The organism is Ruegeria pomeroyi DSS-3, from assembly GCF_000011965.2.
GTDB lineage: Bacteria > Pseudomonadota > Alphaproteobacteria > Rhodobacterales > Rhodobacteraceae > Ruegeria_B > Ruegeria_B pomeroyi.
This window is the reverse complement of sequence record NC_003911.12, coordinates 38,755-50,405: the sequence shown is the minus strand read 5'-3', so window position 1 is coordinate 50,405 and position 11,651 is coordinate 38,755. Positions and strand designations below refer to the sequence as shown.

At 63.6% G+C, this 11,651-nt stretch carries 13 protein-coding genes and 1 riboswitch; of the genes, 3 read left to right on the top strand and 10 right to left on the bottom strand.

The window, feature by feature from the left end:
* Positions 1-5 precede the first annotated feature (5 nt).
* The 8 genes from SPO_RS00250 to dnaK all read right to left on the bottom strand — a co-directional run bounded on the left by SPO_RS00250 (position 6) and on the right by dnaK (position 7,708).
* Positions 6-971, bottom strand: a complete 966-nt coding sequence (locus SPO_RS00250; protein ID WP_084790932.1) for a ThiF family adenylyltransferase — start codon at positions 969-971, stop codon at positions 6-8.
* Complete coding sequence (locus tag SPO_RS00245) at positions 968-1,564, bottom strand: thiamine phosphate synthase (RefSeq protein WP_011045821.1); 597 nt, start codon at positions 1,562-1,564, stop codon at positions 968-970. Before SPO_RS00245 ends, SPO_RS00250 begins: the two co-directional genes overlap by 4 nt.
* Positions 1,561-2,325, bottom strand: coding sequence for a thiazole synthase (locus SPO_RS00240; RefSeq protein ID WP_011045820.1), 765 nt, complete (start codon positions 2,323-2,325; stop codon positions 1,561-1,563). The genes SPO_RS00245 and SPO_RS00240 overlap by 4 nt, the downstream gene beginning before the upstream one ends.
* A gap of 3 nt (positions 2,326-2,328) precedes the next feature.
* Positions 2,329-2,523 (bottom strand): sulfur carrier protein ThiS, encoded by a 195-nt coding sequence (thiS, locus tag SPO_RS00235; protein WP_011045819.1) that lies wholly within the window; start codon positions 2,521-2,523, stop codon positions 2,329-2,331.
* A complete protein-coding gene (locus SPO_RS00230; RefSeq protein WP_011045818.1) occupies positions 2,507-3,484 on the bottom strand; it encodes an FAD-dependent oxidoreductase in 978 nt (325 codons plus the stop codon). The genes thiS and SPO_RS00230 overlap by 17 nt, the downstream gene beginning before the upstream one ends.
* On the bottom strand, positions 3,481-4,284 hold the full coding sequence (gene thiD, locus SPO_RS00225) for a bifunctional hydroxymethylpyrimidine kinase/phosphomethylpyrimidine kinase (protein ID WP_011045817.1): 804 nt from the start codon (positions 4,282-4,284) through the stop codon (positions 3,481-3,483). Before thiD ends, SPO_RS00230 begins: the two co-directional genes overlap by 4 nt.
* Before the next feature lie 44 nt (positions 4,285-4,328).
* Positions 4,329-4,433: riboswitch (TPP riboswitch) on the bottom strand.
* Positions 4,434-4,573: 140 nt separating this feature from the next.
* Positions 4,574-5,719 (bottom strand): molecular chaperone DnaJ, encoded by a 1,146-nt coding sequence (gene dnaJ / locus SPO_RS00220; protein ID WP_011045816.1) that lies wholly within the window; start codon positions 5,717-5,719, stop codon positions 4,574-4,576.
* 75 nt (positions 5,720-5,794) lie between these two features.
* Positions 5,795-7,708, bottom strand: coding sequence for a molecular chaperone DnaK (gene dnaK / locus SPO_RS00215; RefSeq protein ID WP_011045815.1), 1,914 nt, complete (start codon positions 7,706-7,708; stop codon positions 5,795-5,797).
* A 213-nt stretch (positions 7,709-7,921) separates the two neighbouring features.
* Between dnaK and SPO_RS00210 the strand changes: the two genes are divergently transcribed.
* Positions 7,922-8,524, top strand: coding sequence for an alpha-ketoglutarate-dependent dioxygenase AlkB family protein (locus tag SPO_RS00210; RefSeq protein WP_044027730.1), 603 nt, complete (start codon positions 7,922-7,924; stop codon positions 8,522-8,524).
* Here the strand turns inward: SPO_RS00210 and SPO_RS22085 are convergent.
* Both SPO_RS22085 and SPO_RS00200 read right to left on the bottom strand, forming a co-directional pair.
* The gene (locus SPO_RS22085) at positions 8,521-9,105 is read right to left on the bottom strand and encodes a COG3650 family protein (RefSeq protein WP_011045813.1); all 585 of its coding nucleotides are present in this window, start codon (positions 9,103-9,105) and stop codon (positions 8,521-8,523) included. The genes SPO_RS00210 and SPO_RS22085 overlap by 4 nt on opposite strands.
* On the bottom strand, positions 9,102-9,875 hold the full coding sequence (locus tag SPO_RS00200; protein WP_144083936.1) for an ABC transporter permease: 774 nt from the start codon (positions 9,873-9,875) through the stop codon (positions 9,102-9,104). The genes SPO_RS22085 and SPO_RS00200 overlap by 4 nt, the downstream gene beginning before the upstream one ends.
* 166 nt (positions 9,876-10,041) lie before the next feature.
* Between SPO_RS00200 and cysQ the strand changes: the two genes are divergently transcribed.
* Together cysQ and SPO_RS00190 are read left to right on the top strand one after the other, a co-directional pair.
* The gene (gene cysQ, locus SPO_RS00195) at positions 10,042-10,839 is read left to right on the top strand and encodes a 3'(2'),5'-bisphosphate nucleotidase CysQ (RefSeq protein ID WP_011045811.1); all 798 of its coding nucleotides are present in this window, start codon (positions 10,042-10,044) and stop codon (positions 10,837-10,839) included.
* Positions 10,840-11,640, top strand: coding sequence for a 3-deoxy-manno-octulosonate cytidylyltransferase (locus SPO_RS00190; RefSeq protein ID WP_011045810.1), 801 nt, complete (start codon positions 10,840-10,842; stop codon positions 11,638-11,640).
* The last annotated feature ends 11 nt before the right edge of the window (positions 11,641-11,651 follow it).

Genomic DNA, 11,651 nt, shown 5'->3' with positions numbered 1-11,651 from the left:
TCCTTTCATGATGTGGCGGCCGCAACGAGAACGATCTCGCCCGGCCAAATCGGTTGCAACTGTTCCGCAGAGCGCCAGGCCCTGAGGCCGGTGGCACAACAGAGAGCCAGCCGTTTTTCTTTGTTAGTGTCTGATATTTCGATCTCGGATACCGTCATTCGGCGGGCGGATGGGTGCGCGGGTTGGGGCGCCTCACCTTCGGTCCGCAGTTCGACGATCAGGTCATCGGCGCTCAGGTCCGAGGGCGCGACAAAGCGGAAGGCAGTTGCCGGTTCCGGCGCGCCGTCAAAGCGGAACGTGCTGTTGCGCCAGGATAGCGCGTCGATCTGCACCATCTGCCCAAGCGGTGAAGGCGCCAATTCAAGCAACGCCGAAAGCGCCATTTGCGCCTGTATAGAGCCTAATATGGAGACTACCGGCCCCAGCACGCCAGCGGTCGCGCAGCTTGCTGCGCTGTCCGGTGCGTCGGGGAACACCGCGCGCAGACTGGGTGCGCCGCCACAAAAGCCGCCGACGTATCCGCCCAGCCCCAGAACCGAAGCGCTGATCAGCGGTTTGCCCAACGCCTGACAGGTATCGCTGAGCAGATAGCTTGCGGCATAGCTATCGGCACAATCCAGCACCAGATCGGTGTCCCGGCAGGCCAAGATCACGTTTTCCGGGGTGATCGACCGTTTTGTACCGGTCAGGACAATCCCGGAATTGAGCGCGCCACAGCGTTCGGCAGCGACCTCGGCCTTGGCCCGCCCAACATCGCCCTCGGCAAACAGCGTCTGCCGGTGCAGGTTCGACAGCTCGATGTGGTCACCATCGAAAATGTCGATCTGCCCGACCCCTGCCCCGGCAAGCAGCGGTAGCGCCGAGGCCGCGAGGCCCCCGGCCCCGACCACCAACACGCGGGCACCAGCCAATCGTGCCTGCCCCTCACCCCCGGCCTGCGGCAGGATCATCTGGCGGGCATAGCGGCTCATCTCGTGACCTCGATCCATTGGTGCACCCGTGCCTCGGGGTCGGCATTCAAGGTGATGTCGGTGACGACCGAGACGATATCGGCCCCGGCACCCAGCACGCCCGGCGCACGCTCGACGCTCATGCCGCCGATACCGACCAGCGGGATGGAACCCACGCGCGCCTTCCATTCCGTCACGCGCGGCAGGCCCTGTTGGTGCCATTTCATCTGTTTCAGGATGGTCGGATAGACCGGGCCCAGCGCGACATAGTCCGGGTCCATGCCCAGAACCCGCTCCAACTCGTCATCGTCATGGGTAGAGACACCCAGCCGCAGACCCGCCTTGCGGATCGCGGGCAGATCGGCCTGATCCAGATCTTCTTGCCCCAGATGCAGCCAGTCGCAGCCCGCGTCGATGGCGGCCTGCCAATAGTCGTTGATGACCAGCACCGCGCCATGCGCGCGGCAGAGGTCGCGCGCGGTGTCAATCTCGGCGCGGATCACCGGGTCGGACTGGTCCTTGATCCTGAGCTGCACCAGCTTGACCCCAAGCGGCAGCATCCGGCGCAGCCAGTCGGTATGGTCGAAGATCGGATAAAACCGGTCGAGCGTCATGACAGGAATGCCTTTCCGATCACAGGGGTTGAGGCGCTGGCCATATCGCGTGCCTCGATCGGGTCGGCGCGATGCGCCAGTTGCCCGGCCTGAATGGCCAGTGCCATGGCGCGCGCCATCTCCACCGGGTCGCCCGCACGGGCCACGGCGGTGTTGAGCAGAACCGCGTCATAGCCAAGTTCCAAGGCACGGGCGGCATGGCTGGGAAGGCCGATGCCCGCATCGACCACGAGAGGCGTGTCCGGGAACTCGGCCCGCATGGCGCGCAGCGCATATTCGTTGTTCAGCCCCCGGCCCGAGCCGATGGGCGCGCCCCAGGGCATCAGCACCTCGCACCCCGCCGCCAGCAGCCGTTCGCCGACGATCAGGTCGTCAGTCGTATAGGGAAACACCTGAAACCCGTCTTCGGTCAGAATGCGCGCAGCCTCGATCAAGCCGAAGACATCCGGTTGCAGGCTGTCGGTATGGCCGATCAGTTCCAGCTTGATCCAGGGCGTGCCAAAGACCTCGCGCGCCATATGGGCGGTGGTCACCGCCTCTTTCACCGTGTGGCAACCAGCGGTATTGGGCAGGATCAGCACACCCAGATCGCGGATCATCGACCAAAAGGTCTGTCCAGCCCCGGATTCGCGCCGCAGCGATACGGTGGCTACCCCGGCCCCGCTAGCGCGAAACGCCTGTTCCAGGATCGCGGGGCTGGGATATTGCGCGGTGCCCAGCATCAGCGGGTTCGGCAATTCGGTTCCGTAAAAGGCGCGCATGTTTCAGCCCCCTTGCATGGGCGCGAGCACCTCGACCCGATCGCCATCGTTCAGCCGATGCGCCCCGCGCAGGGACGAGGGCACAAAGCTTTCGTTCACCGCAGTAGCAACGCGGCCTGACAGGCCGCATTCCGCCAGCAGTGCGGCCAGGGTTTCGGCCTCGACCTCGCGTGGCTCGCCGTTAAGCACGATCTTCATCGACCAACTCCGTATGCGTGTTATTGAGCGCCAGGTCGGCCACCCCTTGCGCCAGCGCGGGCGCCAGCAGGTAGCCGTGGCGATAAAGGCCATTGGCATAAATGGTCCGCCCCAACCGCCGGATGCGCGGCAGGTTGTCGGGAAAGGCCGGGCGCAGATCGACGCCGATCTCCAGCACCTCGGCCTCGCCAAAGGCGGGGTTCAGGGCATAGGCGGCGCTGAGCAGCTCCAGCATGGAGCGCGCTGTGATGCGGCCGCTGTCCTCACTCTCGATCATAGTTGCGCCGAGCATGTAGACATGGTCAGCGCGGGGCACGACATAAAGCGGCATGCGGGGATGAAGCAATCGGACCGGGCGTGTCAGAGCCACATCCGGGGCGCGAATGACCAGCATCTCCCCTTTGACGCCGCGCAGGTCGTGCAGCACCTCGCGCGCATGCAGCCCGCGGCAATCGATGGCATTTTCCAACCCGGCGGGGGCGGGTTTTCGGTGGAAATCCACATCCTTGTCGAGCAAACCGCGATAAAGATCAGAGAGTGCGCGGCGGGGATCCAGATGCGCCTCGTCCGGGAAATGAAGCCCTTTGGAGAACGCACCGAGATCAGACTCTAAGCCAAGGATTTCCGTCTGATTGATTTCGCGAAACCCTTCTGTCCGGCGACCGAACCGGCGCAGATCGGGCAGATCGCGCGGATTGGCCACCACAAGTGTGCCGCGACGCGTGACGGTGGTATGTTGCTCCCACCAGCCGATGGCTTGCTGGCCCAGGCGCAAGACCGGTTCCTCGGCATTCTCGTACTCGCACCATGGCGCCAGCATGCCGCCCGCCCACCAGCTGCAGCCATGCGGGCCCGGTGGGCCACCCGGATCGAACACCTGCACTCTGGCACCGCGCGCGACCATCTCGGTCGCGACGGTCAATCCGGCCACACCGGCCCCGATGACCGACCACAGCGTCATGCCGACCAGACCCTGTGAAAGTGATGAACCGGTCCGTGACCCTTCCCCACACCCAAGCGATCCGCCGCCACGATCGCGCCTTGCAGATAGGTATGCGCATCCCGCACCGCGGCTTTCAGCGTCCGGCCCTTGGCCAGCCCGGCGGCAATGGCAGAGCTGAGCGTGCAACCTGTACCATGGGTGTTCTTTGTCATGCGGCGCGGAGCCGAGAACTCTGCCAGCACCCCGGCCCGCCCCACCAGCAGATCATGACAAATCGCGCCCTTGGCATGCCCACCCTTCATCAGCACGGCCTCGGCCCCCAGCGCGATCAAGGCGCGCGCCTGGCTGACCATTTCATCCTGGTCGGCCGCATCGCGCAACGACAGCAGGCGCGCCGCCTCGGGCAGGTTTGGTGTCAGCAGTGTCGCACGGGGCAGCAGCCGCTCTTTCAGGCTGGCCACCGCCTCTGCCGCCAGCAGCGCATCGCCCGATTTCGCCACCATCACCGGATCGAGCACCACAGGCCCGTCAAACCCGGCAATGGCGTCGGCGACTGCCCCGATGATCTCGGGCGTTGCCAGCATGCCGATCTTGATCGCGCGCACGTCGAGATCGTCCAGAACCGCCTCGATCTGCGCCCGAATGATTTCGGTGGGAATCTCATGCACCGCCGTCACTGCGCATGTGTTCTGTGCGGTCACCGCCGTGATCACCGAGGCACCATAGATGCCCAGCGCCGACATCGCCTTCAGATCGGCCTGAATGCCCGCGCCGCCGCCGCTGTCGGATCCTGCAATCGTCAAGGCAATCGGAACCATGTCCGTCACTCCGGTTCAGGGGCAACGAGGGCATGGAAAACGTCCGATAGCGATAGACCGTTCCCTACGCCGGTATTGCCCGGATCAGGTTCGATGGGTTGACGCACCCGCGCCTCTCAGCCCCACACAGGGCACCCCAACGGTTGGCGCGAACAATCTCAGGTGACGTGACGACAATCAAGAGGGAATCTTTACGAAAAGGGCGGATACCCCTCGGCACCCGCCCTTGTTTTCATTTCGCCGAAAAAACTCCGGGGGAGTCGCCGTCTGGCGACGGGAGCAGCGCCCCCTAACCCTTCATCCCGTCCCAGAACGACTTGACCGAGGAAAAGAAGCTCTTGGTCTCGGGATTGTTGTCCTCGCTCAGCTCGTCGAACTCGCGCAGCAGATCTTTCTGCTTGCTGGTCAGGTTGACCGGAGTTTCCACCGCCAGTTCGATGAACATGTCACCGATGCCGCCACCGCGCAGGGCTGGCATGCCCTTGCTGCGCAGGCGCATCTGCCGGCCTGACTGGCTGCCGGCGGGCACCTGCACCCGGCCCCGGCCGCCGTCGATGGTCGGCACCTCGATGGCGCCACCCAGCGCCGCCTTAGCCATGCTGACCGGCACCCGGCAATAGAGGTTCACGCCGTCGCGTTCGAACAGCTCGTGCTTGGCGACCTCGACAAAGATATAGAGATCGCCCGGCGGGCCACCGCGCATCCCGGCCTCGCCTTCACCGGCCAGGCGAATGCGGGTGCCGGTTTCGACCCCGGCGGGGATATTGACGCTCAGCGCACGGTCCTTTTCGACCCGACCCTGACCGCGGCAGGATTTGCAGGGGTTCTTGATGATCTGACCCAGACCCGAACAGGTCGGACAGGTCCGCTCGACGGTAAAGAAGCCCTGCTGTGCGCGCACCTTGCCCATGCCCGAACAGGTCGGACAGGTGGTCGGCTCGACCCCGCCTTCGGCACCGGTGCCCTCGCAGGACGAACAGGCAACCGCGGTGGGCACGTTGATGGTCTTTTGCAGGCCCGAGAACGCCTCTTCCAGCGTGACCCGCAGGTTGTATCGCAGGTCCGAGCCGCGCGCAGCGCGGCGGCCACCGCCACCCCGCTGGCCACCCATGAAATCGCCGAACAGGTCCTCGAACACATCCGAGAAGGCGCTGGAAAAATCGCCCGACCCGAAACCGCCACCGGGACGCTGACCGCCGCCCATGCCGCCTTCGAACGCGGCATGGCCGAACCGGTCATAGGCGGCCTTCTTCTCGGCATCCTTCAGGACCTCATAAGCCTCGTTCACTTCCTTGAACAGCGACTCGGCATCCGGATTGTCCTTGTTGCGGTCGGGATGCAGCTCCTTGGCCTTGCCGCGATAGGCTTTCTTGATCTCGTCGGCCGAAGCGCCCTTGGACACGCCGAGCACATCGTAATAGTCGCGTTTTGACATCCGAATTCCCTTCTGCCTCAACGAATGCGGGCCGGCCCGGCTACCGGACCGGCCCGTTCTGGCCCGGATGACCCGTTACTTTCGCTTGTCTTCGCCGAGATCCTCGAACTCGGCATCGACGATGTCGTCGTCCGACGGACGTGCATCCGCCGCTGCGGGCTCGTCATCGCCGCCTTCGCTCTGCGCCTTATAGATCGCCTCGCCCAGCTTCATGGCCGCTTCGGTCACGTTCTGCAGGCCCGATTTGATCTTCTCGGCGCTCACGCCGTCCTTGTCCAGATCGTCCTTCAGCGCGGCAATGGCCAGTTCGATGGCCTCGACGGTGGTCGGGTCGACCTTGTCGCCATGCTCTTCGACCGACTTCTCGGTCGAATGGATCAGGCTTTCGGCCTGGTTGCGCGCCTCGACCAGCTCTTTGCGGGCCTTGTCGGCTTCGGCGTTTTCCTCGGCATCCTTGACCATCTTTTCGATGTCTTCGTCCGAGAGACCGCCCGAGGCCTGGATGGTGATCTTGTGTTCCTTGCCGGTGCCCTTGTCCTTGGCCGAGACCGACACGATGCCGTTGGCGTCGATGTCGAATGTCACCTCGATCTGGGGCATGCCGCGCGGTGCCGGCGGGATGTCCTCCAGATTGAACTGGCCGAGGATCTTGTTGTCGGCCGCCATCTCGCGCTCGCCCTGGAACACGCGGATGGTCACCGCGTTCTGGTTGTCCTCGGCGGTCGAGAAGACCTGGCTTTTCTTGGTCGGGATCGTGGTGTTGCGGTCGATCAGACGGGTGAACACGCCGCCCAGGGTCTCGATGCCAAGCGACAGCGGGGTCACGTCGAGCAGGACAACATCCTTGACGTCGCCTTGCAGAACACCGGCCTGAATGGCGGCGCCCATGGCAACCACCTCATCGGGGTTCACGCCCTTGTGCGGCTCCTTGCCGAAGAACTTGGTCACTTCCTCGAAAACCTTGGGCATGCGGGTCATGCCGCCGACCAGAACCACCTCGTCCACGTCCGACGGCGAAATGCCGGCATCCTTGAGAGCGGCCTTGCACGGGTCCATCGACTTCTTGATCAGATCGCCAACCAGGCTTTCCAGCTTGGCGCGGGTCAGCTTCATCACCAGATGCAGCGGCTGACCATTGGCGCCCATCGAGATGAACGGCTGGTTGATTTCGGTCTGGGTGGTCGAGCTCAGCTCGATCTTGGCCTTTTCGGCGGCTTCCTTCAGGCGCTGCAGCGCCATCTTGTCGCCGGACAGGTCGACACCGTGCTCTTTCTTGAACTCGTCCGCCAGATAGTTGACGATCCGCATGTCGAAATCTTCGCCACCCAGGAAGGTGTCGCCATTGGTCGACTTGACCTCGAACAGGCCGTCGTCGATTTCCAGGATGGTCACGTCGAAAGTACCGCCGCCAAGGTCATAGACGGCGATGGTCTGGCTGTTCTTCTTGTCCAGGCCATAAGCCAACGCAGCCGCGGTCGGCTCGTTGATGATGCGCAGCACTTCCAGACCGGCGATCTTGCCGGCGTCCTTGGTGGCCTGACGCTGGGCATCGTTGAAATAGGCGGGCACCGTGATCACTGCCTGGGTCACTTCCTCGCCCAGATAGGATTCTGCGGTTTCCTTCATCTTGCCGAGGATGACGGCAGAAATTTGCGACGGCGAGTATTTCTCGCCCTTGGCCTCGACCCATGCGTCGCCATTGCCACCGTTGACGATGGTGAACGGCACCATTTTCTTGTCCTTGGTGACCTCGGCATCGTCGACCCGGCGGCCGATCAGGCGCTTGACGCCAAAAATGGTGTTCGAGGGGTTGGTGACCGCCTGGCGTTTTGCCGGCTGACCGACCAGACGCTCTTCATCGGTGAAGGCGACGATCGAGGGCGTGGTCCGCGCCCCTTCCGAGTTTTCGATGACTTTCGGCTGGGCGCCGTCCATGATGGCAACACACGAGTTGGTGGTGCCCAGGTCGATACCGATAACTTTACCCATTTGTTCGATCCCTTTCTCTTCAAGGCGATATCCCGAGGCCTGAACCCGTTTAGGCATTCCGGCCCCGATCTGTTTGCGCAATGGCCTACACCACGGCGCGTCCCGGCGTATATAGGGGGCGGAAACAGGTGCTGCAAGCATGCAGAATTGCAGGTTTTCGCGAATCTGCATGCTTTTTGACAAGGCTTCGTCAAGGAAAGGGTCCGTCCGGGAATGACCATGTTGAACCTGCGTGGTGTCGAGATTCGCAAAGGCGCGCTCGACGGGCCGGCCCAGGCACGGCTGATCGAGGCATTGCGCCCGGTTCTGAAGGCCGCGCCGCTGTTCACCCCCACCATGCCGAACGGCAAGCCGCTGTCGGTGCGGATGACCTCGGCAGGGTCGCTGGGATGGGTGACCGACAAGGGCGGCTATCGCTATCAGCCGACCCATCCGAAGGGCATGGCCTGGCCCGCGATTCCGCCCGAGGTGCTGGATCTGTGGCACGGGGTCACGGGTCAGGATCGCGCGCCCGATTGCTGCCTGATCAACTATTATGGCGAGGGCGCCCGGATGGGCCTGCACCAGGATCGCGACGAAGCCGATCTGACCTGGCCCGTGGTGTCGCTGTCACTGGGCGATGACGCCCTGTTTCGCATCGGCAATACCAGCCGGGGAGGCAAGACGGAATCGGTCTGGCTGAACTCGGGCGATGTGGTGGTGATGGGCGGACCGGCGCGGCTGATCTATCACGGGATCGACCGGATCCGGTTCGGCTCGTCCCGGCTGTTGCCCAAAGGCGGGCGGCTGAACCTGACGCTGCGGGTTGCGGGCTAGTTCGGCAACAGCGTGCAGCAGCCGGCGTAAAGCGATCCGTTCAGCATCAGGCCCACATCCAGCCCATAGGCCCGGTCGGACATGCCGTCATGGCACTGCATCTGCCGCAGGATGGCGAGGTTATGGCCCAGCGGCAGGGCAAAGCGGTCGATCAAACCCGCCCCGGGTCTGAGCAGACCGGCCGGCAGAGCCTGCTCTGCCTCGCCCATGATCTGGAACCGCGCCCCGACCCCCTGTTCGACGGTCAGCGACCAAAACGGCTCGGTCCCGGAACAGGTGAAACGCGGGGTCATCCAGACCCCGTCGGACTCGGGCTGCTGCTGCATGTAGCGCATCGAGACCCAACCGCTTGTCTCGTTCACGTTCACCCGGCCCCAGTCGCCGCCAAAGGTCAGGTCGACAACCTCGACCCCGACCGCATCGGGCGCCAGCGTGCCGATCACTTCGGACCCGGCCGAAGGGTCCTCGCGCACGTTCAGCACATCATCGGCGGCAACCCCGGTCACATCGAACAATGCGGGCACCGGATCGGCGGCAAGCGGTGCGGCAAGCACCAGCAGCAGGGCGACAAGCCACCTCATCGCCGCGCGTACCAGCTGGCCGAGACATGCCGGCGGGTATAGAATTCGCCCATCAGCCCGATCATGATCAGGATGATCCCCAGCCACAGCGAATAGTGCCAGTTGCTGTTATGCGGGAAATAGTTGCGAAACACGAAGCCACGGCATTGGTCGATGGCGTGAAACAGCGGGTTCCAGTCGAACATGGCCAGCATGTAACCCGGCAAGGTATTGGCAACGAACATCTTGCCCGAGGCGATCATGTTGGCGCGCTGGTAAAGCGTGGTCATCACCCCCACCAGCATCGGCGCCCAGGGCTTGATCGACAGGAACACCAACCCGACCGCACAGCCCGTGAACCAGGCCAGCATCAACATGCCGAACGCACCGGCAGGATCGGCGATCTCGACCGGCTTGAAAGCGACATGATAGCCAAAGAGAATCAGGAACAGCGTCAGCAGCTGGGTATAGAGCGACCCCAAAGCCGCCGAGAGGATGGCAATGATCGTGTTCATGGGCGCATGTTTCATCATCGCGCTGTTGGGCCCTTCGGCCCCGGCAACCGCACCCACCGTCTTGATGTGCACCATGAACAGGAAAATGCCCGACATGATGTAGAGCAGGAAATCGCCCCGGATCGCCGAACCGCGCAGCCCCAGCATCGAAAACATCATGTAGAACACCAGCACAAAGACCAGGATCTGCATCATGTTCTTGCCCAACGCCGCATAGGCATTGGAATGGCCCTGACGGACGCCGCGCACCACGTTGTGAAAGATGAGCTCGGCCATGGTGATGGCGCCGCTCAATAGGGATTTGTGCTGCCGATATCGAAACACGTTGCTGCTTTCCGTTGAATTGCCCAAGCTTCGCACGGAATTCTTGCCGTTCCGTTGCCATCACAGCATAAGGGCTCCTGCATCTTGGATCAACAAATCCCATGATCGGAGCTTTTTTGTGACCTACGAGGAACTAATTCCCGTCATTCGCCGTCTCGCGCTTGAGGCGGGCGATGTGATCATGTCCATCTACAACGCCGACGATTTCGGCGTGAAGGTCAAATCGGACTCCAGCCCGGTGACCGAGGCGGACGAGGCAGCCGACGCGCTGATCTCGGCGGGCTTGCGCGCGGCCTTCCCCGATATCCTGCTGGTGACCGAGGAACAGGCGGCCTCGCACAGCCAGACGGGCGACACCTTCCTGATCGTCGATCCGCTGGACGGGACCAAGGAATTCATCAACCGGCGCGGCGATTTCACCGTCAATATCGCGCTGGTGGAAAACGGCACGCCCACGCGTGGCGTGGTCTATGCCCCGGCCAAGGGACGGATGTTCTATACTCTGGCGGATGGCAGCTCGGTCGAGGAGACCGGCGGACTGGACAAGGAAACGCCCGGTGACCTCTCTCCGATCCGGGTGGCCGAGGCCGACAATGCCGCGCTGCTGGTGGTGGCGTCGAAATCGCACCGCGACCAGGCGACCGAGGATTACATCGGCAAATACGCCGTCAAGGACAGCAAGAGCGCCGGATCCTCGCTGAAATTCTGTCTGGTGGCCACGGGCGAGGCCGATCTTTACCCGCGTGTTGGCCGTACCATGGAATGGGACACTGCCGCCGGTCACGCGGTTCTGGCCGGAGCCGGGGGCAAGGTGGTACGTTTCGACAATCACCAGCCGCTGACCTATGGCAAGGACGGCTATGCCAACCCGTTCTTCATCGCCTACGCCCCCAGCGTCACCCTCAAGGAAGCCTGAATGTCCGTCCTCATCGCCATTCCCGCCCGCTATGCCTCGACCCGCTATCCCGGCAAGCCGCTGGTCAGCCTGACCGGCGCCAGTGGCACGGAAATGACGCTGATCGAACGCTCGTGGCGGGCGGCGATGGCGGTGAGCGGCGCCGACCGGGTGGTGGTCGCCACCGATGACGACCGCATCCGCGCGGTGGCCGAAGGCTTCGGGGCCGAGGTCGTCATGACCTCGTCAGATTGCGTCAACGGGACCGAGCGCTGCGCCGAGGCACATGCGGTGCTGGGTGGCGGTTTCGACATCGTGGTGAACCTGCAGGGCGATGCGCCGCTGACCCCGCACTGGTTTGTCGAGGATCTGATCGCGGGCCTGCGCGCCGCGCCCGAGGCCGATATCGCAACACCGGTGCTGCGCTGTGACGGCATGGCGCTGAACGGGTTTCTGAACGATCGCAAACATGGCCGGGTTGGTGGCACCACGGCGGTGTTCGCGGCCGACCGCAGCGCGCTCTATTTCTCCAAGGAGGTGATCCCCTTCACCTCGCAGATCTATGCCGATGACGCACCCACTCCGGTGTTCCACCATGTCGGCGTCTATGCCTATCGGCCTGGCGCGCTGGCGGATTATCCGACCTGGCCGATGGGGCCGCTGGAAACGCTCGAAGGGCTGGAACAGCTGCGTTTCATGGAAAACGGGCGCAAGGTTCTGTGTGTCGAGGTCGAGGCGCGCGGGCGCCAGTTCTGGGAGCTGAACAACCCCGAGGACGTGGCCCGGATCGAAGAGATGATGGCCGCGATGGGGCTGGACTGACACGAGGCACC